This is a genomic window from Mediterraneibacter faecis, assembly GCF_055383675.1.
Window position 1 is genome coordinate 2,571,967 of the sequence record NZ_AP043803.1, and the last position, 24,884, is coordinate 2,596,850.

A 24,884-nucleotide genomic window follows, 5' to 3' on the forward strand; every position below is an offset into this window, starting at 1 on the left:
TTGTCCCCCTCTCTGATTAATCTTCGTTTACAAGCATTACTTTTCCCTGTACAAGTCCCGGTGTCTTAAACATCTGGAATGCTTCCTGTGCCTGACTCATCGGAACCATTTTGTAAATAAATCCTTTGTCGAATTTCAGCTGTCCTGTTGCAAAGTAATGTGCTGTCAGCTCCCACTCTTTGCCCGGGAACGGTGCGCTGTAGGACATCCAGGATCCTGTCAGTTTGAACTCTTTACGATTCATGTTCTCCCACATTGCCGGTGTGAACTCAAGATTCACATGTGGTGTTCCGATAAAGCATACATGGGATTTGTTTCCTGCAAGCTCAAAGGCCATATGCATGGTCGGAACCTGTCCGGCTGTCTCGAATACAAATCCGTATCCTTTGCCGCCTGTGATCGCCATTGCCTCTTCCATGAAATTCTCTTTCGTTGTGTTGACAACTTCGTCAGCTCCAAGACGTTTCGCAAGTTCAAGTCTCTCATCACTGATGTCGAAAACTACAACTTTCTTGGATCCGAAGATCTTGCACCACTGCATTGTGAACATTCCGATCGTTCCGCCGCCGAGTACTGCAACATACTGTCCGCCCTGATAATCATTTTGGAACACTCCGTGGATCGCTACAGTTGCAGGCTCAAACATAGCCGCCTGTTCATACGGAATGCCTGGATCATATACAACTGCATTTTGCTCTGGGATCACTACATAATCGGCATTGGATCCCTGCTCTCTGGAACCAATAAAACTGTAATGTTTGCACAGAGAGAAGTTTCCGTTCTGACAGTCATCACATTTCATACATGGTTTCAACGGTGCACCGGATACGTGATCTCCAACCTTAACCTTTGTTACACCTTCACCTACTTCTACAACATCTCCTGAGAACTCATGTCCAAGTACGATTGGATAGAAATGAACTCCGTTATGAAGTACTCGTGGAATATCAGATCCGCAGATACCGGAACATTTTACTTTGACCTTAACTTCGCCCGGTCCCGGTGTCGGTTCTTCGTAATCAAGATACTGTACGTCTTCGTTGGCGCATACAACTGCTGCTTTCATTTTCAAGATCCTCCTTTTTGGTCTTTTGTTAATTTATTTCTTATTCATGGTTTTTCGCCATAGTGTCCTTTAATTGTTTATAAAGCTCTATATATGTTTCGTAATTTCTATCATAAACTTTTCTGTTTTCATTATTCGGTTCGTGGGAACGCTTCTCTTCAACAGTAAGCTTCACCGCCTCGTCAAAGTCTTTGTACATTCCGATTCCGACTCCGGCAAGGATCACTGCACCGAGTGTTGTTGCTGTGTCAGAGGATGGAACAACAATTGGTTTTCCTGTGATGTCAGACTTGATCTGTGTCCACAACAAGGAGTTTGCTGATCCGCCCATTGCACGCAGGACTTCTACTTTCGCTCCGGCTTCTTCCGCAACATCAAGGTTATGCTTCAATGCATATGCTGTTCCTTCCATTGCCGCACGGATGAAGTGTCCTTTTGTCTTACTGAAATCTAATCCGTAGTAGACACCTTTTGCGTTTGGATCCCAGATTGGAGTTCTCTCACCGGACATATATGGGAGGAAGACCACTCCGTCACTTCCCGGTGCTACTGCTGCCGCCTCTTCATTAAATAAATCCAGTGAGCTTTTTCCCTGACGTTTTCCTTCTTCTCTTTCGTACGCTCCGAACTCCCGCTCAAGCCAGCGCATCACTCCGCCGCCTCCGGTTGTTCCGCCTTGTAAGAGCCAGCAATCCGGCACGACGTGAAATCCAAGGATCAACCGCTTATCGGCACGATACTGGTCGGTACAGATACTCATTCCACCTGCCTGTCCACCTTGTTCCTGTGTCTCTCCGCTGTGGATCACTCCTGCGCCGAGAGTTCCACATGCCGCATCGAGTCCTCCGGCCACGACCGGTGTTCCTTCCGCCAGTCCGCTTTCTTTCGCAGCTTTCTCATTTACCTCACCGATCACTTCATGACAGGCATGAATTTCCGGCAATAGCTCAGAAGAAAATCCAAATTCCTGACACATCTCTTCATTCCAGGTTCCTGTTCTCATATCGAAGCAGTGAAGGCCATATCCCTGAGAAAGATCCTGTGTCATCACACCGGTCAGTTTGTATGCAATGTAACTGTTGGATTGAAGGATCTTATAAGTCTTTGCATAGACTTCCGGCAGGTTTCTCTGATACCAGATAATCTTTGCAGTTGTATAAGACGGCTGCAAAGAGTTGCCGCAAAGCTCGAAGATCTTGTCTTTCCCAATCTTTTCATTGAATTCTTCACAGATATCTGTGGCTCTTGTGTCCATCCAGATTGGGGTATTCGTAAGTACATTTCCGTCTTTATCTACTGCGATTGCAGACCAGCTCTGCCCATCGATTCCGATTCCTTTAATCTCTTCCGGGGAAATATTTCCTTTTATGAGCACCCTTGGGATTGCATCGCAAACTGCTTCCCACCATTCTTCCGGATTCTGTTCTGCCCATCCAGGATGTGGGTAATAAACCTGATAATCACCGGTTCCGGTTGCCTTGACGGTTCCGTCTTTTGCAAAGACTGCAATCTTGCAGGCACTGGTTCCGATATCTATTCCTAATAAATATTCTCCCATGGTCTCCTCCTCTTTATGAAATGTCCGCCACTGATTCTCCTTCTACGAATCCGGTTTTCAGCCAGATTGTCTCTGTTGTTTCTATTTTGTCTGATGTTTTATCTGATGTTTCATCCTTATCTTCGAGATGACTCAATAACAGATTTGCTGCCGCTTGTCCAATCTCTTCCGTTGGCTGTGTCACGATTGTCAACCTTGGTACTACAGCTCTTGCAAAATCCATGTTATCAAATCCTATCACAGACAGCTGTTCCGGAACTTTGATACCAAGGTCATTGATCTCCATCATTGCTCCGACTGTCATCTCGTAGTTGGAGATAAAGACTGCTGTCATATCTGGATTGTCTTCGTAAAGCTTGCGCATCGCTTTCGCTCCGCCGGCAATCGTGTAGTTACCATCTGCCAGAAGTTTTGTATCTGTTCTATCTGTTTTGCCTTTTAAATCTGATTGTTGTGCTGATCTAGCTTTGGATGATTCTTGTATCGCAAGCTCATATCCTCGTTGACGTTCCCTTGCTGTATACACATTATCCGGTCCTGTGATCATACCAATCTTCTTATGCCCTTTTTTCATCAGCCGTTTCACTGCGTTCTGCGCTGCTCCTTCATTGTCTACAAGAACACAGTCGCAATCTCCGTTCTCCATCCTTCGGTCAATCAGTACAACCGGTCTTCCGGATTTTCTAAATCTATCAAATACTTTCTTCTCTGCTCCGGTTGGCATCATGATCAAGCCATCCACTCTTCTGTGAAGAAGGAATTCTGCTGCCTCTTCTTCTCGCTTCACATCGGATCTGCAGTCACAGATCATCGTCGCATACCCATGACTTCTTAATAAATCTTCCGCTGCTGTAATGATCTCTGAAAAGAAAATGTTGTTCAACTCGGGTAAGATGATTCCGATGGTCTTCGTTCGGTTTGTCTTTAATCCTCTTGCAACTTCATTTACCTCAAAATGAAGCTTCTCAATTGCCTCTTCGATCTTGATTCTGTTTTTCTCACGCACATTTCCTCCATTTAGATAAGAAGAAATTGTTGCAAGTCCGAGCCCTGTCTCTCGGGCAATGTCTTTCATCGTTGCACCCATAAACTTATTTCCTTATTCTGTATCTTGTAAGCTATCACGTGTTTTATTTTGCTTTTCCATCACATCCGCACATCTTCATGCGTGCGATCACCTGTTCTTTTACAGCTTCCATCGCAACAACACCGAGTTTCTTCGGATCGAATGTCTCCGGCTTCTCTTCAAGCAGTTTCTTCACGGCATCTGTGTATGCAACACGAAGCTCAGTAGCAAAGTTGACTTTACACATTCCACGCTCTACACATTCTCTTACATCTTCTTCACTCAGTCCGGAAGCTCCATGAAGCACGAGCGGAACATCTACAACTTCTTTGATTGCGCTTACTCTTGGCTTGTCAAGAACCGGGGTTCCTACATAAAAGCCGTGCGCTGTTCCAATCGCTACTGCAAGAGAGGAAACTCCTGTGCGCTCTACGAATTCTTTCGCTTCCTGCGGATCTGTGTTCGTATCAGCATCAGCCTCAAGGTCGTCTTCCTTTCCGCCAACTTTACCAAGTTCAGCTTCTACCGGAATACCAAATGCATTTGCTACATCTACAACCTTCTTCGTCACTGCGATATTATTCTCAAAATCTTCGTGGGAACCGTCGATCATAACAGATGTGTAACCAGCTTTCATTGCCTGAACTGCAAGTTCAAAGCTATTGCCATGATCCAGATGCAGGCATACCGGGATCTTTGTTTTCGCAGCTTCTGCTTTCACGATTCCTGCAAATGTCTCCAATGTTCCGTACTTTACAGTAGAAGGTGTTGTCTGAAGCATCACCGGTGCGTTCAGCTCCTCCGCTGCAGCAATGACTGCTTTAACCATCTCCATATTCTCTACATTGAATGCGCCTACTGCGTATCCATCCTTCTTTGCGTCTAAAAGCATCTTTTCTGATGTAACTAATGGCATCGTATCGTCCTCCTTATTTCCAAAACCGAAACGTTTCGGTTTTGCTTATGTATTTATTTTAGTACAGGATTTATTGCTTGTCAAGATAATGAAAACGAAAAGTATATTTTTATTAAAGCTGCAAATAATGTAACTGTTCAGAGCCAACCTCCAAAATGCTACGCATTTCGTCGGTGTGGCGTATCCGCCAAATAAAATTTCAAAAACAGTTTTAAAAATGCAAGCATTTTATACCTGTTTTTTGAAATTTTGCTTGGCTCTGAACAGTTACCAAATAATAGAAAAAAACACTTCAGGAGGTCTGATGAAATGAAAAACAGAGCGAAAAAGAGATGGTTTGCTTTAATAATCCTTTTACTATGCGCAGTTGTTATTGGTCTGTTTTATTGGAATGGACAGAAAAAAATGCAAAATGATGAAGGATATCTTGTGAAATATTCGTTACTGTTCACTCCCGTGTCAATCACTCCGCTGATTGACACGGAGGATGCGCGTTTTGACTTGAATGCATCTCGCCCCATCGCCAAAGGCGATTTAAAATGGCGAGATGCGTTGCTGGTCGCACATCGTGTGAACAGTAACAAATATTCTGCTCCGAATAAGAAACTGGAGGTGATCGTCCATGGCATCTGAATCAACAACTCTTTATCTCAAAGCAGACAGGAATGTTGAGGTATCAAAGCAAAACATCATGTTAGGAGATCTCCTGAGTATGGAGTGTTCAGACAAGACCATCCTGATGAAAGTAAAAACTTTGCGGATCTTGAAGATCCGGGAGGAAAAAGAACAGCGCTATGTAATTTCCGTGTTGAAAATCATTGCCTGTATTCATGAACAGTATCCCCGGCTGGAGATTCAGAATCTGGGCGAAACAGATATTATCGTTACTTATGAAAATCAGAAAACACCACCTCTTCTTTGGCACATTTTAAAAGTAGTGCTGGTATCAGCAGTGATTTTCTTTGGATCTGCCTTCTCGATCATGGCATTCAATAATGATGTTGGGGTAACGAAGCTATTTGGTCAGATTTATGAACTGATCATGGGAAAGAAGACAGATGGTTTTTCTGTTCTGGAAGTCACGTATTCCATAGGGCTTGCAATCGGAATTCTAATATTTTTTAATCACTTTGGTAAGAAACGCTTTACAGTAGATCCTACACCGATGGAAATACAGATGCGTCTTTATGAAAATGATATCCAGACAACTCTGGTGGAAAATGCAGCACGGCAAAAGAAAGAACTGGAGGTCGGAAAATGAACTTGTTGCAGACAATTTTCCTGGCATTGCTTGGTTTAAGTGCCGGAATGGTAGTAGCTGGCGGTGTCTTTTCTTTCATTGTGGAACTTGGTGTGATCTCAGATTTTGCAGATCGTACCCATACCGGCAATCATATTTTAATTTATGAAGATATGGTAGCAGCCGGTGCGATCCTCGGAAACCTGTTTCAGATTTTTGAAGTTAATCTTCCTGGAAAGATGATATTTCTTACAATTTATGGACTTTTCGGAGGGATTTTTGTTGGTTGCTGGGCAATGGCACTTGCAGAAATATTGAATGTGTTTCCTATTTTTATGAGACGGGCAAGAATTGTCCGGTATCTTGCAGTGTTTGTGGTAATGGTTGCATTAGGGAAAGGAATCGGAGCTGGATTGTTTTTCTGGAAAAGATGGTAAACTCTACCGCTTCATTTCTTTCCGCATCCGCTCCAGCACCTTTTTTTCTGTCCTTGACACCTGCACCTGAGACATTCCCATTTTCTTTCCTATCTCAGCCTGCGTCTTTCCTGCAAAATATCTCAGATAAATGATCGTCCGTTCCTTCGCTTCAAGTGTTTCCAGTACTTCTTTTAATACAATCCGGTCAAGCACCTTTTCTTCCTGTCTGTCTTTTTCTTCCAGCTTATCCATCAGAAGAATCTCGCTTCCCTCTTTCTGATGGATCGGCTTATATATGGATTCTACCTCCACTGAAGACTCCATTGCCTGGACGATCTCCTCACAATCTATCTGAAGCTCTTCTGATAATTCTTTCAATGTCGGTTCTCTCCCGAGTATCCTGGTCATCTTTTCTCTCGCCTGCAGACTCTTATAGGACAGCTCTCTCAATGAACGGCTGACTTTTATCATTCCGTCGTCTCTCAAAAAACGCCTGATTTCTCCTGATATCATTGGAACAGCATAGGTTGAAAACTGTACTTCATAAGAAAGATCAAATTTATCAATTGCCTTAAGCAGTCCAATGCTTCCAATCTGAAACAAGTCTTCCGGTTCTGCACCTCTTCCATAAAATCGCTTTACTACGCACCAGATAAGACCTATATTTTTCTCGACAAGTTCTTCTCTCGCTTTTTTATCTCCGTCATGTGACTTTCTGATTAAAGCGATTGTGTCGTCCATATTCTGCTCCCTTTACCTATTGTCTTAGTCATTTTTACACTGGTTCCTTCCCCTACCTTTGACTCTACTTCCACAGTATCCATAAATGCTTCCATAAAAGAAAATCCCATTCCTGACCGATCATCCTCCGGTTTTGTTGTAAACATCGGTTCCATTGCTTTTTCCACATTTGCAATACCTTTTCCACGGTCCGATATTTCTACTGTAAAAAGCTGGTTTTCTATACTACAATGTATCTTTACTTTCTCTACTCTCTGTTCATATCCGTGGATAATCGCATTTGTTACAGCTTCTGACACTGCAGTCTTCACATCTGCTACTTCTTCCACCGTTGGGTTGAGTTGTGTTAAAAAGGATGCTACCGATACTCTGGCAAATCCCTCATTTTCTGATCTGCTGTCAAAGCGGATCTCCATCTCATTATTCTGTGTATTACTCGCCTCCATCACTTTTCCCCCTCATAAATCTGCATAATCTTTGCTGCTCCTGAAAATGTAAGAATCTTCCGGATTCTTTCGTTCGTATGTACCGCCCAGACTTCTCCTCCGATCAGACTGACGGTCTTATACCTCCCCATAATGATTCCAATTCCTGAACTATCCATAAAATCTGTCCTGTCAAAGTCAAAGATCACATATCTGATATGATTTCTGCTGATCACTGCATCCGCTTCTTTCCTTATTTCATCTGCATTATGATGGTCTACCTCTCTTGGAAGATAGATCGTCAGACAATTTTCCTCTACCTGATATCTCATATATTTTCATGCCTCCTGCTTTTCTCATTTTCCGTTTAATTACCTGAATCTGTACGCTAAAAAAGGATATGCTTCTTCGCATATCCTTTTCCTTCGTAATCTTATTCGTTATCCTCTGTATTGTCAGAATTATCGTAATCTCCATTATCCTGAGAATTATCATAGCTATTGGAGTCATCGGAATTTTCAGAGTCCTCTGATACTGAACTACTATCTGCACTTGTATCTGAACTTGTATCTGCACTGGCATCTCCATTCAGAATTGCAAGCTGCTTTTTCGCATCCTCAATATATCTGGAATTATTATAAGTATCTACCATCTTCTGATACCAGGTCTTTGCATTCTCTGTATCACCTTTTCCCTGATAAGCCTGTGCCAAACGATAAATAGCCTGTCCATCATTATAACTTTCGTCCATCTTCACAACCTTTGTCAGGTACTCAATCGCCTGATCATAGTCCTCTGATTCCAGTGAATCTACACCGGCTGCATATCTTCTCCTGCATGCTGTTGGGAAAATAGAATCAGAAAGTGTATCATACATCTCTTTTCCACTGTCTCCAAGAGAATCTCTAGTAATCTCAAGCAGCGCGTCTGCCATATCCGTATAACTATATTCTCCGGAACGGCTCTGACTTGAAACCTGAAGCAGTTTCTCATAGCTGTCAGATGTTGCCTTTGCCTGATCAACTGCTTTCTGTGCCTCGTCTCCGGCTGTTCGATACTGATCCAGTGTTCTTGTCTGGGCACTCACCTGTGCTTCCAGTGTGTTGATTTGTTCACTGTATGCACGCATCTGATTATTTAACTTCTCCGAGCGGTTCTGATTCACCGCCGGAGCAACAAGAAACCAGATCAAAGCAGCACCAAGAACCATTCCGATCAATATATTGGCAAATGCAAGCTGCTGTGCCATATCCCGGATCTTAGAACGTTTCGGCTGAATGATCGTCTCATTTCCAAGACTGTATTCTACTGTCGCACTTTTTGGTTTCCGGAAACTTCTCTCTGCATTCTTCCCATATCTGCCACGCTGTTTTGTAACTTCTTGCAAATAGGTCAGTGTCAGTTCATTTGTTGTATCTAATTTCTTTGCTTCTATAAGAATCTGTCTTGCCTTTGTATTCTGATTCATCTGTATATAGATCAGAGCCAGAAGCTGATACGCCTTCAAAAATGTCGGATGAGACGCGATCACCTGTTTCAACTGGATGATCGCAAGATCTTCCCCGTTCTGCTGACAGTAAACCAGACACTGGTTAAACTTCTTAATTGCCTGATTCAGTGATTCTAATTCATTCGCTGAATTCTGTACATTTTTAATATAATAATCTGCAATATTGTCTCTTGGGCACAGATTCTTACTGATGATCCACTCCACAAGAGCTTCTGAAACTTCCCCTATGCCATAATACACAAGACCTAAAAGATTCCGCGCCGCAATATTCTCCCTGTTATACTGCAGGCTCTGCTGCAAGGAAACAATTGCCCCGGACATATCTCTCACCTGGGCTTTGCGCAGTCCATCATTGTACCAGGAATTTGACTGATACATGATCTTCTTTGTGTAATCCATTTATACCCACCACTATCTTTCTATCTTCTCACCGTTTTTTCTTTCTTTGCCATAACCTCTTTTACGATATCCTGCATATCTGTCAGATCTTCCTTGTAAACAGCTTCCTCAATCTGGTCCACCTCGAGACTTGGCTTGAATTTTTTGAGTTCTTCTTCATAATTAAGCATCTGCAATCAAACCTCCCCACATCCGCTTAAAGATTCCTGTATAATCTCTTTGATCATTCCTGTCAGGTAAAGAGATCCGAGACAATATACCGTTCTTCTCCCCTGAATCCGCAATACATACTGCATTGCCTCTTTGACAGATTCAATCACAGTCACCGGCTGTTCTGTATATTTCCGGAACAGTTCACCCAGAATGTGTGCGTCTGTCGCACGATCTCCGTCGATCAATGTTACTACATATTCTTCCGCATCAGCATGTTTACATAGATACGAAATCATTTCTTCATATTCTTTATCTTTTACCGCCGAAAATAAAATAATATTTCCATCTGGATTCTTCGGAACACTTCTTGCAAATGCCTGAATGGCACTCACATTATGTGCTCCGTCAACGTATACTTTTGGAAGAATCTCTTCCATTCTTCCTGCCCATTTCACCCTTGCAAGTGCTGTTCTCCACTCTTGTAGATGACCGTTTTCTTTGAAAAGATAACGCATCACTTCCATCGCAAGCAGTGCATTCCCCGGCTGATAGGTTCCAATATTATTTAATTTCCACGTGGTAGTTCCATAATAAGCACTTGCGCAGGAAAATGCAATATGTTTATCTTCAATTCCAAGAATTTCGTACGCATCTTTCCCTATTTTTTTACAGAAACAGCCTTCTTTTTCTGCTGTTTTTTCAATTACAGAATCACTTCCCGGTGCTGTCTGTGCAAAGAACACCGGAACTTCCGGCCGGATGATTCCTGCTTTCTCTCCCGCAATCTGTTCCACTGTATCACCAAGATATTCCATATGATCCAGTCCGATCGATGTGATCACGCAGGCGACCGGTTCTACAGAACTTGTTGCATCCAGCCGACCTCCAAGTCCTGTCTCAAGGACAATGTATTCCATTCCTGCTCTGTCATAAGCTTTCATCGCCATTGCAAATAAGAATTCGAAAAATGTCGGATGCTCCAATCCTGCATCCTGCATCTTGCGGACAGCCTGCATGGTCTCTTCAAATACTTCGCAGAAATCCTCATCACTGATCTGCTTTCCGTTCAGAACAATCCGTTCATTCATTTTCACCAGATGCGGTGAAGTAAACAATCCGGTGCTTTTTCCTTCTGCCCTGAGCATCGCATCCAGATAAGCGCATACAGAACCTTTTCCATTCGTTCCCGCTACATGAATGATCTTCTTTCCATTCTGCGGATTTCCCAAAAACAGAAGCATCTCTCTGGTATGAGCCAGAGAGTGCTTTCTTGTAAATCTCGGAATTTCTTCTATATAGGTTACGATTTCCTTATAGGTCATTTTTTCTTTTCTTCCTTTTGTTCTACAAAGGCCTGTCTTCCATTCTCAACATCCGTATCCTGGTCTGTCACTTCTACAAGCTGGCCTCCTGTATATTCATAAGTCTTCGATGTACGGAAGATTGTATTGCTTGAACCGCACTGCGCAACCATGATCTGATCGCCATCTTTGATTTCTGACTCTTTCAGATCCAGTCTTGTATTGTTCAGGAATTTTGTTGTCTGCTTCTCTCCGTTGATATAAACCTTACTTTGTTTTGTAAAGTTCTCTCCGTAAATGCTATAAGTTCCTTTCAGCTGCTCCACAACACTGGTGATCGTCGCATCCTTTACCCCCATGACCATATGTCCTTCTGTGATTGGAGCTCCACTGTCCTTGTATACATACTGTTTTCCGTACATGATATCATACTGGAGTAATTCCAGATCAGCAAGATAATTCTTTGTCTGTCTTCTCTGCTGATGGTAATTGAAAATAGTTCCTGTATGAATATCCAAACGATCAAAGACTTCTGCCATAATCTGGTAAGCAGCGATATTCCCATCTTTCTTTTCCAGTCCAATATTGTCCCAGATAACATAATTCGTATTGTACAGATATTTTCCTTTCAGGTCTTTTGCTTCCAGACCAAGTGTCGGGAGATGGTCTCCGTAGAATACGAGCACTGTCGGTTCCCCTCTCTGCTCGATTGCATCGATCAGCTGTCCAACGAATTTGTCCATCTCATGGACTTCATTTACATAGTACTCCCATGCATTTCTCTTGCCTTCATCTTCCACTCCGGTTACATTGATCTCCGGATTTTCCAAGGTCGGCTCTGTCGGATAATCTCCATGTCCCTGCACACTGATCGTACATACAAAGTCTGTTCCGTCTGTTGTGTCCAAAGACTCCATGATGTTCGGAACAAGAATATCGTCTGTCGCCCATCCCTTCGGAGTCGTCTTTAAGATATTCATGAATTCCTTACTTGTATAATGGTCGAATCCCATGTTGTTGTATACTTTGGCACGACTGTAGAAATTACCGCCGTTGTTGTGAAGTGCCTCTGCACCATATCCAAGGGATGAAAGCGCACTTGCCGCACTCTCAAGAGGTGTCGTCTTCACATAAGTCTTGTATGGATACTCTCCCGGTCCGAAGAAACGCATATTCATTCCGGTAAGCACCTCGAACTCTGTATTCGCTGTACCTGCTCCGACAGATGGAACTTTAAAATATCCGGAAGAATAGTCAGCATAAAGCTTTCTGAGATTTGGGATCGGATCCTCGGAAAATCGCAGCCATTCTACCTCTGTCGGATCAAAATAAGATTCCAACTGGACAAACATGATATTCGGCAGCTCCTCTTTCGAACGGCTTGTCTCACTCACGTTAAGACATCCATCCTTGTTAATCTCCGCCATCGTCTCTTCACTGTAACCGGCCGGCTGATTGATTCCTGTATTAAATAAACTTGCTGCGAAGCAATATGGAAATCCATAGTCTTCATAAGCAAATGCGATATTTCCAAAATAATTTGAGATCACTCTCTTGTCGATTGCAACATCAGTAAGCCCTACATAGGCAAATCCGGATGCCACAACAGCGATCACTGCAATAATGCGGTGCATCTTTCCAGTATACTGCCCACCGCGGCGCCACATGGAAATCACCCACAAAACAACAGCAACGATTCCAATGGTTAGCATCACGATCTCAAAGCCATTAAAGTAATTGCTTGTCAGTTCCAAAGCATCTGACAGAACTTTCAAGTCCTGCGCATTGAACGGTGTCACTCGCTTCAGGAGCAGATACCCGTTACATGCTCCCAGAAACAGCCAGAATACACAGAGAAGGATTCTGACAAATACACGTCTGCGGAACAAATACACAATCATAAATGTTGCAAATATTAAAAATGCGTTAAACAAAAACACGAGTGGTGTTCCTGTCATGTAGCTCCATGCTTCAAAAAAGGAATGCCTTGAGATCACCTCGATCAAAAAGTTCAAAACACAGGCCAGCAGATAGTGAAGAACGAGTGAAAATCTGTTCATCCACTTATAAACCGGCTGCATCTTCTTCGCAAATTTACTGTTTCTTCTTTCTTCCAGGATCCTCTGGCGTCTTGCTTTTTTCTCTTGATAGTGTCTCTTGATATCTTCTGGTTTCAGATTTTTGACCTTTGTAAAAAATCCTTTGACATCTGGTTTTTTAATATGAATCCGCTTCATCTATAACCTCTTTCTTATAGGCAAAATGCACGGCATGGGATCTTAGCTCCTTTCTGCCGTGCGACTTTTTGCCGTCTAATACCTGATACTGTGTCTAAACTGCTGTTTACAGTTTCCTGCTTTTTTGCAGCTTTTCTCCCCCCACAGTTATCTGAGACTATCGATTCTCTCTTTTACCTGCTCAAGCATCTTTGTATATTTCTCAAGTTTATCACGCTCAGCCTGAACTTTATCTGCAGGTGCTTTGCTTGTGAATCTTTCATTTGCAAGCATTCCCTGTGCTCTCTTTATCTCGCTGTTGAGTCTCTCTTCCTCTTTCTTCAGTCTTTCTCTCTCCTGCTCGAAGTCTACAAGGTCTTCCAGCGGCAGGTAAACTGTTGCTCCCGGAACAACGATAGATACTGCATCATCAGCAACATCTTTCTTCTCATAGTGAAGAATAATATCGTTTGCCAGCATCAACGGTTTTACAGATTCCTTGAATACTTCAAGTGCTGTAAGCAGTTTTGAATCACTGCTGATAATATAAACCTTTGTACGTTTGTTATTCGGAACATTCATCTCAGCACGCATATTTCTGATTCCGCGTGTGATTGCTTTTACATGCTCAATAACTTCTGTAGCATATGGGAACTCCCAATCCTCTCTGTATACCGGCCAGCTTGACATCATCAGTGACTCTTCCTCCGGTACAAGTGCTCCATAAATCTCTTCTGTGATAAATGGCATAAATGGATGAAGAAGCTTCAGTGCCTGTCCAAGTACTGTCTTAAGTACCCACAGAGCACAGTTTGCGGACTGAGAATCTTCCTCCGCATGGTAGATACGATATTTTGCGATTTCTACATACCAGTCACAGAACTCATCCCAGATAAAGTCATGCACCTTCTGGACTGCGATACCGAGTTCGAACTTATCCATGTTCTCTGTCATTTCTTTTGTCAGGCTGTTTACCTTGAAAAGAATCCATCTGTCTGCCGGTTTGAGCACGAAGTCTTCCGGTTCTTCTACAATGTTCTTCTCCATGTTCATCATGATAAATCTTGATGCATTCCATACTTTGTTTGCAAAGTTACGGCTTGCCTCAACACGCTCGTTGTAAAAACGCATATCGTTACCAGGTGCATTTCCTGTGATCAGTGTCAGCCTCAGGGCATCTGCACCGTACTTGTCGATGATCTCAAGCGGATCGATACCATTTCCAAGAGACTTACTCATCTTACGTCCCTGAGAGTCTCTTACAAGACCGTGGATCAGTACTGTGTTAAACGGAGCTTTTCCTGTATGCTCATATCCTGAGAATACCATACGGATTACCCAGAAGAAGATGATATCATATCCAGTTACAAGAACGTCTGTCGGATAGAAGTAGTCAAGGTCTTCTGTCTTCTCCGGCCATCCAAGTGTGGAGAACGGCCACAATGCTGAAGAGAACCATGTATCAAGTGTATCTTCATCCTGTGTGAAATGTGTACATCCACAGTGTGGGCATTTCTCCGGCGCTTCTTTCGCAACTACAAATTCACCGCACTCATCACAGTAATAAGCCGGAATTCTGTGTCCCCACCAGATCTGACGGGAGATACACCAGTCTTTGATATTCTCAAGCCAGTGAAGGTAAATCTTGTCAAAACGCTCCGGTACGAAACGAAGTTCACCAGTCTTCAGTGCGTTGATCGCCGGTTTTGCAAGCTCATCCATCTTTACAAACCACTGCTGTTTGATCAGCGGCTCAACGGTTGTACCACAACGGTCATGTGTTCCTACTGCATGCATGTGAGGAACAACCTTTACAAGGTATCCCTGCTCATCAAGATCAGCTACGATTGCTTTTCTCGCCTCGTAACGATCCATTCCTGCGTATTTTCCGCCCTTCTCGTTGATTGTTGCATCATCGTTCATGATATTGATTTCCGGAAGGTTGTGACGCTTTCCTACTTCGAAATCGTTCGGGTCATGTGCCGGTGTGATCTTAACAGCACCTGTTCCGAATTCTTTGTCTACATAATAATCTGCAACGATCGGAATCTCACGATTTACAAGCGGAAGGATTGCCATCTTTCCTACGATATCTTTGTATCTCTCATCATCCGGGTGAACGGCGATCGCTGTATCTCCAAGCAGTGTCTCCGGACGTGTTGTTGCAATCTCAAGGAAACGGTCTGTTCCGACGATCGGGTACTTAATATGCCAGAAGTTTCCGTCCTGATCCTCATGCTCTACCTCTGCGTCTGACAGAGATGTCTTACATTTCGGACACCAGTTGATGATTCTGGAACCTTTGTAAATATATCCCTTGTTGTATAAGTTGATGAATACTTCTTCTACAGCTTTGGAACATCCCTCGTCCATTGTGAAACGCTCTCTGTCCCAGTCGCAGGAAATACCAAGCTTCTTCAGCTGGTTCTCGATTGTTCCTGCGTACTCTTCTTTCCACTGCCATGTTCTCTCAAGGAATCCCTCACGTCCGAGTTCTTTCTTGTCGATTCCCTCTTCTTTGAGCTGATTTGTAACCTTAACCTCTGTAGAGATTGCTGCATGGTCTGTTCCCGGAATCCACAGTGCGTTATATCCTTCCATTCTCTTGTAACGGATCAGAATATCCTGCAGTGTATTATCAAGTGCATGTCCCATATGCAGCTTTCCTGTAATATTCGGAGGCGGCATTACTGTTGTAAATGGTTTCTTACTTCTGTCTACTTCAGCATGAAAATACTTGTTCTCACACCATCTCTCATAGAGTTTCTCTTCGATCTGTTTCGGATCGTAAGTCTTTGCGAGTTCTTTGCTCATGATTGTTCTCCTTTTTCCACATATTATGTTAATTTTGTAGTTGTTTTCCACAATCTCATTGTTTTAAAAGTGGATATCTCTTTCTTCTATAACTAGAAAACGCCCTCTACTTCACGTAAAGGGCGAAAATCTCGCGGTACCACCTTATTTATATATGTAAGAACTTGTTACTGTTTGTATTAACCTTGTTCTTTACATATACATCTCTTCGTTCTGTAACGTGAACGACTCCGGGAACTCCTATCCAACCTCTTCGACCTTTCAGAATTCCGGCTCCGAAGCTACCTTCCATCATCCTTTTTCCAAACCGTCTCACAGCCAGATCCTCTTAGCAATCTGAACGGTTCTCTCTGTGGGAAGTAATGATGTACTCCTCTTCTTCAACACCTGTATCTTTACATAGTTGTTAAATACTTTTTAACTGTTACTACTATAGCTGTCAAAGGCTGATTTGTCAAGGGATTTCCCTTTCTTTAAGAAATCTTAAAATATCATAACCACCGCCGGAAGTCCAGCCATATCTTCTTAACCTTGCTCTTTTAAAAGTAAATGTTGCAACATCCCTGCAATATCATACCCGTAGTTCTCTCCTGTCGCCCAACCGGCTCCTTCCGGGTTCTCTTTCTGTCCCAGCCATTGTACATAAGGTGCGGAAGCTTTTTTCACATATTCATAACGGTTATCCACGCAAGTCTGATTCAGCGGTTCATCTGTCGCATAGGCCTTCAGATGCTGGATCTGTGCCCGCACTCCTGTTCTGACATCCGGATAAGAATTCCCCGGCACTCCTCCACCGGTTGTTCCTATTCCGGCAAAATTAAACTGTTCAATACTTACATCTCCACCAAACTGAAGAAAGCCGGTCTCTTTCATTGCCTGAGTAAATGCAACCTCTGCCCGGATGTCTTCTGCCTCTGCTTCTTCACAGTAGATCTGGCAGAATGTTTCTATGGTATCTGCTCCACCTTTTGCCAGTTCTTCCGACGGATATTCGTATCCCGATTGATTGAAATAATCTGCAAGTTCATCCACCGTAACAACACTCTCCCCCATGACCGGATACTGTCCGGCCGGAGAACACATCTGTGCTGTTATTGCTATGCTGTCAGTCTGTGCAACTTCTTCTATCGAATCTGTTGCCTCTTCCGCAACTGCTTCCTTTTCATTTTGCATGTCATAATCTGATTTCTGTTCTACTTCTGACTGTTTCATAACATTATTTTTCTGGTTCTGAGGAATCATTCCGTTTCTTCCTGCCATTGCCAGAATCACTACCAGAAAAACTCCCATTGCTGCTTCTATATAAATAGGTAATTTCATTTCGCGCTTCCTGTCCATTTCCCAGGTATTTGATATAGTATATACAACAATTCTTTCAGATAACACTCAATTAATAAATAGGTACCGTTACCCGAGAACTTTAAAAACATGCCTAAAAATAGAAGCAAAAGAGAGTGTAAAAAAAGAAGCTACAATACGCAGCTTCTTTTTTACTTCTTTTTACACTTATTATTTCCACAATTTCTTGTAGATTTCAATAACATCTTCCTTATTTGGTACTCTCGGGTTTGTTGCTGTACATCCATCCTCGAGTGCGGCATCTGCCATACTGTCGATTGCATTGAAGTACTCTTCCTCTGAGATTGTACCCATCTGAGAGATTGACAGCGGAATATCCATCTCTTTTAACATAAACTGTACCCAGTTTACAAGTGATCTGACTGTCATAATCTCATTGTAGCTGCTCAGTCCAAGGATCTGAGCTACGGTTGCATAACGCTTAACAGCCGGAAGATATTCTTTCTGACTCTTACTATGTTTATTGATATCACTGTTGAATTCAATGATATGTGGAAGAAGCATTGCGTTCGCACGTCCGTGTGGGATGTGGAACTTTGCACCTAACTGATGAGCCATACCATGGTTCAGTCCGAGAGATGCTGAGTTGAATGCCAATCCTGCCAGACAGGATGCAGAATGCATCTTCTGACGTGCATGAGTATCATTTCCATCCAGATATGCTCTGAGAAGAAATACTCCAACCAACTCAATTGATTTCTCTGCAAGTGCTGTTGAGAAATCGCTTCTCTCTGTACTTACACATGCTTCAAGTGCGTGTGTAAATACGTCCATTCCTGTATCTGCTGTAATCGCCGCTGGCACACTCTTTACAAGTTCTGCATCGAGGATTGCCTCGTCCGGTGTCAATTCCCAGGATACAAGTGGATATTTTCTCTGCTCTGCCGGGTCTGATACAACGGCAAATGAAGTTACCTCTGATCCTGTACCGCTTGTTGTTGGAATTGCAATCAGCCCTACCTCTGCGTAATGATCTACGCGAAGTGCAAATTCACGGATTGACTTGGAGGAGTCAATTGCTGATCCGCCACCAACTGCAACAATTGCATCCGGCTTATATTCAAGCATCTTCTTAACACCGAGACTGATCTTCTCAATCGGTGGATCCGGAACAATATCCTGAAAGATATCATATTCCTTACCTGCTTTTTTGATTGGATCGAGAATCAGGTTCAGATTTTTGCTTTTCGCCATAAATGGGTCTGTAACGATCAGGATCTTCTTATATGGCACTTCTGCCAGTCGATCCAGCGCATTATCTCCAAAATTTACTCTAGTTTTAATCTGAAAGCTTTTCATAACTGCCCTTCCTTACTTTGGATAGATACATTTTACACCAATCTTTTCAAAATGCTGAAGCCATCTTGTCTCCGGCTTCGCATCTGTGATCACAGTTGTAATCTGGTCTAATGATCCTATCTCAGCAAATGCTACTTGATCGAACTTACTGCTGTCAATCGCAAGAATTCTTTCCTTTGCTCTTGTCAACATTGTTCGCTTATTATTCGCATGCAGATCATCTGAATCTGTAAGTCCTGCGTTCATATCAACTCCCTTTGCAGAGATAATTGCCTTATCTACATGATAAGTACGAAGCATCCTGTCTGTCTGATAACCTACCAGAGCAAAGGAGCCTTCTCTTGACTCTCCACCTGTTGAAAGAACTTTCCAATCCTGTGCCCCAAAAAGCTCTATGATAATCTCAACAGAGTTCGTGAGCACGGTAAGATTCTTCTTTCCCCGTTCGAGAAGCGTCTTTGCAACATACACTGCTGTAGAACTTGCATCAAGCATGATGCTGTCCCCGTCTTTGATCTGTTCACTCACAAGCTCCGCAATATGCTGTTTACCAACAATATTGCGATTCTTTCTGATGTTGAACGGAAGCTCAATATTCACATTTTCATTAATTACGGCACCACCATAGCTTTTTATGGCGAAACCGTCCTGAACCAGTTTATCGAGATCCCTTCGGATTGTTTCCTCAGAGACCTCATAAATCTGGCTTAATTCACTTACTACAACTCGTCTGTCGTTCTGCAGTTTTTCTAATATTTCATTTCTTCTCTCTATCGCAAGCATCTAACTGCCTCCTGTCCTAAGTCCAATATAATGTTACTGGTATTGAACTATAATTCCCTCAGACATTAAAGCAGAGTTCATTATAAGATTGCGTCGCGAATCTGAGCATCCGGATGAGCAATAACGGAAGAGTCAAGGAACATTCCTCTATCTTTGATTGCTTCCTTAGCTTTTTCGATTGCAGCTTCTACAGCAGCCACTTCACCAGTGAGCAGCATGTAGGATTTTCCGCACATACCACGTGCGATACGAAGCTCGATCAAATCAACGATAGCCGTCTTCGCAGCCTCATCAGCAGCTACAATAATTGAAGATGCATCGTATGTCTCCATAATACCAAGAGCGGATACGTCTTCAATATGTGCAGCACCGTAGATTGCCGGGAAGATGGACTCGTGCGGATTACCGAGCACAAAACTGTCGATCAGGTGAAGACCATGCATCTCTTTTGCATTATCCACTGCTGCTTTAACGGCACTTAAGTCACCTGTAATGATCGCGATATATTTGCCCGGACATACTGTCTGTGCTTCGATTATGCTGACTTCAGAAGTCTTTACCATAGCATCAGCTGCGGTAATACCTGCTGAAACAGTCTTATATTCTACCATTCCAATAGCCTTACTCATTGCCTGCACGTCCTTCCTGAGATTCTATGACAATATATTTCTCATTTACTTCTGTAACTAAACCATTCACGGATGCGTGGATTCCAACGCTTAATCCCTTTCCTGGTTCAGCAATCATCTGTCCTTTAGTTACCATGTCGCCTGCTTTCACAATTGCAGAAGCAGGTGCTCCAATATGCTGACTTAACAGAATACGTACTGTCTTAACCGGCACTGCTGATTCATCAAGCGGTGCTTCACGGTTATATCTCGTAAGATCAAGACGCGCCATAAGTCTCTCCATCGGAACTTTTCTGTATTCTCTTTCCGGTCCTACAGGTTTTGCTTCTACTTTCGGAGGACGGATTCCGTTTGCACGAAGACCTCCCTTGTACTCTGCCATAAGACTTCTTGGTGAAAGTCCCTGGAAACAGGAATACATCTCACAAAGTCCGCAGGATGAGCAGAACAACGTATTGATGAAGATGTTCGGCTCCTGTACATCCTTGCATGTTGCTGCAAGCATAAATTTATTTGGCTCAATCGGATGTCCTAACAGATGTCTTGGACATAAGTCTGTACACATTGTACACTGGCAACAGCAAGCTGCTGCTCTCTTCATATCGATTGAGTTTTTCTTTAATTTCTTCTGAATGATGTGATGGTCTTTCGGAAGAACAAGGATTGCATTTGTTGTCTTTGTAACAGGCTGCGCTCCTGTTCCGATATTACCCATCATAGGTCCACCAACGAAGTAAACTGCATCTTTTGTAGTTACACCGCCGGCAAGAGCTACTACCTCTTCCAGTGGTGTTCCGATTGGAACACGAACTGTGATCGGGTGCTCTACCTCAGCTACTACTGATACAAGCTTGTCCTCAACGGGTGTCTTCTCATTCAGTGCTCTGTATACATTGTAAACTGTCTCTACGTTGAATACAGCTACGCCGCTTTCGATTGGAAGTCCGCCCGGTCTTACAACTTTACCTGTTGTCTCATAAATAAGAACAACCTCATCACCTGCCGGATATACTTCATCCAACAGTCCAAGTCTTACTTCCGGATACTGTCCCATAACGGCCTTTACAGCTTCGATCGTTGCTGTGTAAGCTTTCTTAATACCAATGATGACTTCTTTCGCACCGACTGTCTCGCCGATCATATGAAATGTATCAATGATCTCCTTTGCATATTTCTCAAGGAGCTGTCTGTGAAGTCGAAGCAGTGGCTCACACTCTGCACAGTTCAGAATGATTGTCTCTGCACGTTCATCTAATTTAGCATATGTAGGAAAGCCTGCACCACCAGCACCAACGATACCGTTCTGCTGCAATATGCTGCTTAATTCTTTCATATCCATAATTTCACTACTCCAGTCCTAATCCTTCGTCAATAATTCCAACGATTGCAGCATCGATCGGTGCTTCCGGCATACCACTTCCGATTCTCGCAGCACTTCCCTGTACAACCAGAACGTATTCGCCGATTCCTGCGCCGATCTTATCGATTGCAATGATCTGTTTTGCTCCCTGACGCATATGATCTGCCACTTCTACAATCATGAATTTATTTCCGACTAAGTTTTCATTCTTGCGTGTTGATACAACACTGCCAACAACTTTTCCCATTAACATGATACAATCCTCACGGTATCCCCGCTCTTAATCTGCGCTGCATTTGCTTCATCTGTATCGATGTGCATCTCAAGTGTAAAGCTGTCATCTACACGGATCTGTACGTTGTTAAAGATGGTTCCTCTCTCATTATCTGCTTTTACAGATACGATATCACCATCATGAACTCCTGCTGCCATCGCATCTTTCGGAGCCATGTGAATATGTCTCTTCGCAACAATGCATCCCTCGTTCAGATACACTGCACCTTTTGGTCCGATGATCGCGATTGGTGCGCTTCCTGCAATATTTCCTGATTCTCTGATTGGTGCTTTTACACCGAGGCTGATTGCATCTGTTGCAGAAATCTCTACCTGAGTATTCTTTCTGACTGGTCCAAGAACTCTTACATTCTCGATTGCTCTTAATTTAAGACCAACAATTGTAACCTTTTCGTTTGATGCAAACTGTCCACCCATAAGTTCTTTGAACTTTGTAAGATGGTAGCCTTCTCCAAACAGAATCTCGACATGCTCCTGTGTGAGATGGATATGTCTTGCGGACACTCCGATTGGAACGAGAAAACCTTCTCCAGACTGAGCAGCATTCTTTTTCTCTACTGCTTCGAGAACCATTTTTGTAATTAATTCCACATTACTGTTATCCATATTTGTGTCTCCTCGCAAAGTGGATTGCTCCACTTACTTATTTAAGCACTCTCAGGGGATCAGCGCCCGGCGCTTAATCCCCTGAAAGTACCGGTTTTATTTACCTTTGACTATTATTTGATCTGTGGAAGAATCTTCTCAACATCTGTATGTGGTCTTGGGATTACATGTGTAGCTACAAGCTCTCCAAGTCTTCCTGCTGACTCTGCTCCAGACTCAACTGCTGATTTAACTGCTCCAACGTCTCCACGAACCATAACTGTTACAAGACCGGATCCGATCTTCTCTGTTCCAACGAGTGCTACGTTAGCAGCCTTTAACATTGAATCTGCTGCCTCGATAGATGCTACAAGTCCTCTTGTTTCAACCATTCCTAATGCTTCCTGTGACATTCTGCGTTCCTCCTTCTGAACTTCCGGTTTCTTCTGAACCGTTTCTACCTTTTGCGCCGTCTTTTTTACTCTGCGTACAGTTTTGGCTGGCGCTTTGGCTGTTGTTGTTTTCTTTTCTTTTTCGTCTGCCATCTGTAGCTGCCTCCTATACAACCTTGTTTACACTTGTGTTAATGATTCTCAAGATCTCCTCGTGAGGACTTGGGATCACTACTGTGCTCACTGGTTTTTTGATTCCATTCTGCTCGGCAGCTTCAATGGCCTGCGCAACTGCGGATACATCACCACGAATTATGATCGTGACAAGTCTTCCACCCAGTTTTTTCTCCCATGTAACGAACTGCACATCAGCAGTCTTGCACATGATATCCACGGCTACCACTGCTGCCGTAACGCTTGGGATTTCAAAGAATCCATACGCTTTTCCCATGAGACTGCTCCTTTTCTAGCTGTTTGACTTCAAACTATACTGTAGGAAGGATCTTCTCAACGTCGTTGTGTGGTCTTGGGATTACGTGTGTAGCTACGAGTTCTCCAAGTCTTCCAGCTGCGTCAGCACCTGTCTCAACTGCTGCTTTAACAGCTCCAACATCTCCACGAACCATAACTGTTACAAGTCCGGATCCGATTTTCTCTGTTCCTACAAGTGTAACCTCTGCTGCTTTTGTCATTGCATCTGCAGCCTCGATTGCTGCTGTAAGTCCTCTTGTTTCTACCATTCCTAATGCAAGCTGTGCCATTGCCATTGTAATATCCTCCTAAATTTCTTCGACTTCTTCGTCTGTTACTTTATGTGGTGTTCCTTTATCAAATGCGTTAAGCTTAAGCATCTTCTCAGTGTCCTCAGTCGGTCTTGAGATCTTATACTTTGTGACAATTCCTGTCATTGACTCTGCTTTCGCTGTAGCAGCCTCAAGTGCTGCCTCCACATCTGCAACCTGTCCGCGGAACTTGACCATTACGATCAACGGTACAGGCAATTCGTCTGCATTCGCAGGTTTATTTTTATCGAAGTTCTCCAGTCTTACATTTCCTGCTTTACATCCGGCGTCAGCCGCTGCAAATGCTGTTGCAAGTCCAAATACTTCCAGCATACCTACTGCTTCCATACTCTCTCACCTTATTTGTTGATGATTGCAATCTTAAGACCTTTCATAGCCAGGTTTGTCTGGTGAGCCTCATTGATCTGCTCGAGCGGGAACTCGTGTGTGATCAGATCATCCATCGGAAGTCCGATTGCTTTTGCTCTCTTAAGGAAATCAAATGTAGTTGCATAATCTCTCAGAGTGTATACCCATGAGCCAACCAGTGTGATCTCTTTTGAGCAAAGATCGAAGTGTGGGTTGATTGTTGCATCTCCACCATTGATAAAGAATCCAAGCTCACAAAGTCCACCACCATTGCGGATGAATTTGTAAATGTTTGCATGAGCGATCGGTGATCCTGTACACTGGAATGCGAAGTCAGCAGCATGTCCGCCGAATGCATCTTTTACTCCCTGTGCAAGTGCATCGATTCCCTGGAAATCTTTGAAGTTAACTGACTTCTCAGCTCCCATTCTCTTAGCAAAGTCAAGTCTCTTCTGCTCTCCGTCTACAGCTACGATATTCTCAATACCCATTGTACGAAGAACTGCGATACAGATCAGTCCGATTGGTCCACATCCCTGAACAACAACTCTGCTGTTGAATCTTAAGATTCCTGTTGTCTTAGCTCTTTCTACTGCATGTACAAGTACTGCACATGGCTCGATCAGTACACGGGATTTCAGATCCAGATCACTTACGTTGAATACTGTAGATCCCTCACGGATCAGGATGTAATCTGAGAACCATCCATTCAGATGAACATCATCGTCTGGAAGAAGTCCGTATACATCAGCTCCGCCTACGTTCTGTTTGTTGAGGTCGTACATTGTGATCTCCGGATCATCCTTGAAGATCATACATGTAACAACTTTATCTCCAAGATTCAGAGCTTTTCCAGCGCTGTCAACTTTAACGTTTTTACCCATCTTAACGATCTCACCTGTTCCCTCATGTCCGAGTACTACAGGAATAAGGCTGAATGGGTCTCTCTTGAATTCGTGAGCGTCTGTTCCACAAACACCACATCCTTCAACTTTAACAAGAATATCTCCGTCACCAACTTCCGGCATCGGATACTCTTTGATCTCAAAATGCTCAAGTGCTGTAAGCATAGCTACATGAGCTGTCTTTGGAATTTCATTTCCTGCTGCTTTCTGTGCCGGAGCTGCTTCTGGAACTTTCTTTTCCAGCATGCTCTCAAGTACCTGTTTTACAACAGCTTCTACATTAGCAGAATTCATTTCCATTGT

Annotated in this window: 27 protein-coding genes and 1 other annotated feature; of the genes, 3 read left to right on the top strand and 24 right to left on the bottom strand. The window is 43.2% G+C overall.

Going from position 1 to position 24,884, the window contains the following annotated elements; genetic code table 11:
• Positions 1-16 precede the first annotated feature (16 nt).
• The 4 genes from ACZ47Z_RS12255 to ACZ47Z_RS12270 are packed head-to-tail and all read right to left on the bottom strand — an operon-like array spanning position 17 to position 4,606.
• Positions 17-1,066 carry a galactitol-1-phosphate 5-dehydrogenase gene (locus ACZ47Z_RS12255; protein WP_054751609.1) on the bottom strand — a complete coding sequence of 350 codons (1,050 nt, stop codon included), beginning with the start codon at positions 1,064-1,066 and terminating at the stop codon, positions 17-19.
• 40 nt (positions 1,067-1,106) lie between these two features.
• Positions 1,107-2,624, bottom strand: coding sequence for a xylulokinase (xylB, locus tag ACZ47Z_RS12260; RefSeq protein ID WP_278733790.1), 1,518 nt, complete (start codon positions 2,622-2,624; stop codon positions 1,107-1,109).
• Positions 2,625-2,637: 13 nt separating this feature from the next.
• Positions 2,638-3,711: a LacI family DNA-binding transcriptional regulator gene (locus ACZ47Z_RS12265; RefSeq protein ID WP_054751607.1), complete on the bottom strand. Its 1,074-nt coding sequence runs from the start codon at positions 3,709-3,711 to the stop codon at positions 2,638-2,640.
• 43 nt (positions 3,712-3,754) lie between these two features.
• Positions 3,755-4,606, bottom strand: a complete 852-nt coding sequence (locus ACZ47Z_RS12270; RefSeq protein ID WP_015528212.1) for a class II fructose-bisphosphate aldolase — start codon at positions 4,604-4,606, stop codon at positions 3,755-3,757.
• 309 nt (positions 4,607-4,915) lie between these two features.
• Here ACZ47Z_RS12270 and ACZ47Z_RS12275 point away from each other — a divergent pair, with 309 nt between their 5' ends.
• From ACZ47Z_RS12275 to ACZ47Z_RS12285, 3 genes are read left to right on the top strand one after another with little or no spacing between them, the layout of a single operon-like run.
• On the top strand, positions 4,916-5,239 hold the full coding sequence (locus ACZ47Z_RS12275) for a hypothetical protein (RefSeq protein ID WP_054751603.1): 324 nt from the start codon (positions 4,916-4,918) through the stop codon (positions 5,237-5,239).
• Complete coding sequence (locus ACZ47Z_RS12280; RefSeq protein ID WP_117568531.1) at positions 5,229-5,867, top strand: stage V sporulation protein AA; 639 nt, start codon at positions 5,229-5,231, stop codon at positions 5,865-5,867. Before ACZ47Z_RS12275 ends, ACZ47Z_RS12280 begins: the two co-directional genes overlap by 11 nt.
• Positions 5,864-6,283 (top strand): stage V sporulation protein AB, encoded by a 420-nt coding sequence (locus ACZ47Z_RS12285; RefSeq protein ID WP_054751599.1) that lies wholly within the window; start codon positions 5,864-5,866, stop codon positions 6,281-6,283. Before ACZ47Z_RS12280 ends, ACZ47Z_RS12285 begins: the two co-directional genes overlap by 4 nt.
• Positions 6,284-6,286: 3 nt before the next feature.
• Here the strand turns inward: ACZ47Z_RS12285 and sigF are convergent, their stop codons facing one another.
• From sigF to ACZ47Z_RS12385, 20 genes are all read right to left on the bottom strand, one after another.
• Positions 6,287-7,006 carry an RNA polymerase sporulation sigma factor SigF gene (gene sigF / locus ACZ47Z_RS12290; RefSeq protein WP_054751597.1) on the bottom strand — a complete coding sequence of 240 codons (720 nt, stop codon included), beginning with the start codon at positions 7,004-7,006 and terminating at the stop codon, positions 6,287-6,289.
• Positions 6,985-7,452 carry an anti-sigma F factor gene (spoIIAB, locus tag ACZ47Z_RS12295; RefSeq protein ID WP_015528216.1) on the bottom strand — a complete coding sequence of 156 codons (468 nt, stop codon included), beginning with the start codon at positions 7,450-7,452 and terminating at the stop codon, positions 6,985-6,987. Before spoIIAB ends, sigF begins: the two co-directional genes overlap by 22 nt.
• Positions 7,452-7,763: an STAS domain-containing protein gene (locus tag ACZ47Z_RS12300; protein WP_015528217.1), complete on the bottom strand. Its 312-nt coding sequence runs from the start codon at positions 7,761-7,763 to the stop codon at positions 7,452-7,454. Before ACZ47Z_RS12300 ends, spoIIAB begins: the two co-directional genes overlap by 1 nt.
• 101 nt (positions 7,764-7,864) lie before the next feature.
• Complete coding sequence (locus ACZ47Z_RS12305; RefSeq protein WP_464525603.1) at positions 7,865-9,340, bottom strand: tetratricopeptide repeat protein; 1,476 nt, start codon at positions 9,338-9,340, stop codon at positions 7,865-7,867.
• A 20-nt stretch (positions 9,341-9,360) separates the two neighbouring features.
• Positions 9,361-9,510: a hypothetical protein gene (locus tag ACZ47Z_RS12310; RefSeq protein ID WP_167549861.1), complete on the bottom strand. Its 150-nt coding sequence runs from the start codon at positions 9,508-9,510 to the stop codon at positions 9,361-9,363.
• Positions 9,511-9,516: 6 nt separating this feature from the next.
• A complete protein-coding gene (locus ACZ47Z_RS12315) occupies positions 9,517-10,815 on the bottom strand; it encodes a bifunctional folylpolyglutamate synthase/dihydrofolate synthase (RefSeq protein WP_117568527.1) in 1,299 nt (432 codons plus the stop codon).
• The gene (locus tag ACZ47Z_RS12320) at positions 10,812-13,031 is read right to left on the bottom strand and encodes an LTA synthase family protein (RefSeq protein ID WP_117916387.1); all 2,220 of its coding nucleotides are present in this window, start codon (positions 13,029-13,031) and stop codon (positions 10,812-10,814) included. The genes ACZ47Z_RS12315 and ACZ47Z_RS12320 overlap by 4 nt, the downstream gene beginning before the upstream one ends.
• Before the next feature lie 147 nt (positions 13,032-13,178).
• Positions 13,179-15,824: a valine--tRNA ligase gene (locus ACZ47Z_RS12325; RefSeq protein WP_464525604.1), complete on the bottom strand. Its 2,646-nt coding sequence runs from the start codon at positions 15,822-15,824 to the stop codon at positions 13,179-13,181.
• 115 nt (positions 15,825-15,939) lie between these two features.
• Positions 15,940-16,217 (bottom strand) — a binding site (T-box leader).
• 132 nt (positions 16,218-16,349) lie between these two features.
• Complete coding sequence (locus tag ACZ47Z_RS12330; RefSeq protein ID WP_226861182.1) at positions 16,350-17,144, bottom strand: glucosaminidase domain-containing protein; 795 nt, start codon at positions 17,142-17,144, stop codon at positions 16,350-16,352.
• Positions 17,145-17,333: 189 nt separating this feature from the next.
• Complete coding sequence (locus ACZ47Z_RS12335; protein ID WP_054751590.1) at positions 17,334-18,482, bottom strand: 1-propanol dehydrogenase PduQ; 1,149 nt, start codon at positions 18,480-18,482, stop codon at positions 17,334-17,336.
• 12 nt (positions 18,483-18,494) lie between these two features.
• Positions 18,495-19,265 carry a DeoR/GlpR family DNA-binding transcription regulator gene (locus ACZ47Z_RS12340; RefSeq protein ID WP_054751588.1) on the bottom strand — a complete coding sequence of 257 codons (771 nt, stop codon included), beginning with the start codon at positions 19,263-19,265 and terminating at the stop codon, positions 18,495-18,497.
• A gap of 80 nt (positions 19,266-19,345) precedes the next feature.
• On the bottom strand, positions 19,346-19,894 hold the full coding sequence (locus ACZ47Z_RS12345) for a BMC domain-containing protein (RefSeq protein ID WP_015528225.1): 549 nt from the start codon (positions 19,892-19,894) through the stop codon (positions 19,346-19,348).
• Complete coding sequence (locus tag ACZ47Z_RS12350) at positions 19,887-21,233, bottom strand: SLBB domain-containing protein (RefSeq protein WP_015528226.1); 1,347 nt, start codon at positions 21,231-21,233, stop codon at positions 19,887-19,889. Before ACZ47Z_RS12350 ends, ACZ47Z_RS12345 begins: the two co-directional genes overlap by 8 nt.
• Positions 21,234-21,240: 7 nt before the next feature.
• On the bottom strand, positions 21,241-21,507 hold the full coding sequence (locus ACZ47Z_RS12355; protein ID WP_015528227.1) for a EutN/CcmL family microcompartment protein: 267 nt from the start codon (positions 21,505-21,507) through the stop codon (positions 21,241-21,243).
• Entirely contained in the window at positions 21,501-22,154 is a 654-nt protein-coding gene (gene pduL / locus ACZ47Z_RS12360) for a phosphate propanoyltransferase (protein ID WP_015528228.1), read from the bottom strand. The genes ACZ47Z_RS12355 and pduL overlap by 7 nt, the downstream gene beginning before the upstream one ends.
• 113 nt (positions 22,155-22,267) lie before the next feature.
• Positions 22,268-22,546: a BMC domain-containing protein gene (locus ACZ47Z_RS12365; RefSeq protein ID WP_054751816.1), complete on the bottom strand. Its 279-nt coding sequence runs from the start codon at positions 22,544-22,546 to the stop codon at positions 22,268-22,270.
• A gap of 145 nt (positions 22,547-22,691) precedes the next feature.
• Positions 22,692-22,976 carry a BMC domain-containing protein gene (locus ACZ47Z_RS12370; protein WP_020436527.1) on the bottom strand — a complete coding sequence of 95 codons (285 nt, stop codon included), beginning with the start codon at positions 22,974-22,976 and terminating at the stop codon, positions 22,692-22,694.
• Between the two features lie 34 nt (positions 22,977-23,010).
• On the bottom strand, positions 23,011-23,286 hold the full coding sequence (locus ACZ47Z_RS12375; protein ID WP_009003872.1) for a BMC domain-containing protein: 276 nt from the start codon (positions 23,284-23,286) through the stop codon (positions 23,011-23,013).
• Between the two features lie 18 nt (positions 23,287-23,304).
• A complete protein-coding gene (locus ACZ47Z_RS12380; protein WP_015528232.1) occupies positions 23,305-23,655 on the bottom strand; it encodes a BMC domain-containing protein in 351 nt (116 codons plus the stop codon).
• 11 nt (positions 23,656-23,666) lie between these two features.
• A complete protein-coding gene (locus ACZ47Z_RS12385) occupies positions 23,667-24,881 on the bottom strand; it encodes a zinc-dependent alcohol dehydrogenase (protein WP_015528233.1) in 1,215 nt (404 codons plus the stop codon).
• Between the last annotated feature and the right edge of the window lie 3 nt (positions 24,882-24,884).

Coding starts and splice junctions, on each gene's coding strand:
- ACZ47Z_RS12255 (WP_054751609.1), bottom strand. CDS start 1,066: ATGAAAGCAGCAGTTGTATGCGCCAACGAAGACGTACAGTATCTTGAT.
- xylB (WP_278733790.1), bottom strand. CDS start 2,624: ATGGGAGAATATTTATTAGGAATAGATATCGGAACCAGTGCCTGCAAG.
- ACZ47Z_RS12265 (WP_054751607.1), bottom strand. CDS start 3,711: ATGGGTGCAACGATGAAAGACATTGCCCGAGAGACAGGGCTCGGACTT.
- ACZ47Z_RS12270 (WP_015528212.1), bottom strand. CDS start 4,606: ATGCCATTAGTTACATCAGAAAAGATGCTTTTAGACGCAAAGAAGGAT.
- ACZ47Z_RS12275 (WP_054751603.1), top strand. CDS start 4,916: ATGAAAAACAGAGCGAAAAAGAGATGGTTTGCTTTAATAATCCTTTTA.
- ACZ47Z_RS12280 (WP_117568531.1), top strand. CDS start 5,229: ATGGCATCTGAATCAACAACTCTTTATCTCAAAGCAGACAGGAATGTT.
- ACZ47Z_RS12285 (WP_054751599.1), top strand. CDS start 5,864: ATGAACTTGTTGCAGACAATTTTCCTGGCATTGCTTGGTTTAAGTGCC.
- sigF (WP_054751597.1), bottom strand. CDS start 7,006: ATGGACGACACAATCGCTTTAATCAGAAAGTCACATGACGGAGATAAA.
- spoIIAB (WP_015528216.1), bottom strand. CDS start 7,452: ATGGAGGCGAGTAATACACAGAATAATGAGATGGAGATCCGCTTTGAC.
- ACZ47Z_RS12300 (WP_015528217.1), bottom strand. CDS start 7,763: ATGAGATATCAGGTAGAGGAAAATTGTCTGACGATCTATCTTCCAAGA.
- ACZ47Z_RS12305 (WP_464525603.1), bottom strand. CDS start 9,340: ATGGATTACACAAAGAAGATCATGTATCAGTCAAATTCCTGGTACAAT.
- ACZ47Z_RS12310 (WP_167549861.1), bottom strand. CDS start 9,510: ATGCTTAATTATGAAGAAGAACTCAAAAAATTCAAGCCAAGTCTCGAG.
- ACZ47Z_RS12315 (WP_117568527.1), bottom strand. CDS start 10,815: ATGACCTATAAGGAAATCGTAACCTATATAGAAGAAATTCCGAGATTT.
- ACZ47Z_RS12320 (WP_117916387.1), bottom strand. CDS start 13,031: ATGAAGCGGATTCATATTAAAAAACCAGATGTCAAAGGATTTTTTACA.
- ACZ47Z_RS12325 (WP_464525604.1), bottom strand. CDS start 15,824: ATGAGCAAAGAACTCGCAAAGACTTACGATCCGAAACAGATCGAAGAG.
- ACZ47Z_RS12330 (WP_226861182.1), bottom strand. CDS start 17,144: ATGAAATTACCTATTTATATAGAAGCAGCAATGGGAGTTTTTCTGGTA.
- ACZ47Z_RS12335 (WP_054751590.1), bottom strand. CDS start 18,482: ATGAAAAGCTTTCAGATTAAAACTAGAGTAAATTTTGGAGATAATGCG.
- ACZ47Z_RS12340 (WP_054751588.1), bottom strand. CDS start 19,265: ATGCTTGCGATAGAGAGAAGAAATGAAATATTAGAAAAACTGCAGAAC.
- ACZ47Z_RS12345 (WP_015528225.1), bottom strand. CDS start 19,894: ATGAGTAAGGCTATTGGAATGGTAGAATATAAGACTGTTTCAGCAGGT.
- ACZ47Z_RS12350 (WP_015528226.1), bottom strand. CDS start 21,233: ATGGATATGAAAGAATTAAGCAGCATATTGCAGCAGAACGGTATCGTT.
- ACZ47Z_RS12355 (WP_015528227.1), bottom strand. CDS start 21,507: ATGTTAATGGGAAAAGTTGTTGGCAGTGTTGTATCAACACGCAAGAAT.
- pduL (WP_015528228.1), bottom strand. CDS start 22,154: ATGGATAACAGTAATGTGGAATTAATTACAAAAATGGTTCTCGAAGCA.
- ACZ47Z_RS12365 (WP_054751816.1), bottom strand. CDS start 22,546: ATGTCACAGGAAGCATTAGGAATGGTTGAAACAAGAGGACTTGTAGCA.
- ACZ47Z_RS12370 (WP_020436527.1), bottom strand. CDS start 22,976: ATGGGAAAAGCGTATGGATTCTTTGAAATCCCAAGCGTTACGGCAGCA.
- ACZ47Z_RS12375 (WP_009003872.1), bottom strand. CDS start 23,286: ATGGCACAGCTTGCATTAGGAATGGTAGAAACAAGAGGACTTACAGCA.
- ACZ47Z_RS12380 (WP_015528232.1), bottom strand. CDS start 23,655: ATGGAAGCAGTAGGTATGCTGGAAGTATTTGGACTTGCAACAGCATTT.
- ACZ47Z_RS12385 (WP_015528233.1), bottom strand. CDS start 24,881: ATGGAAATGAATTCTGCTAATGTAGAAGCTGTTGTAAAACAGGTACTT.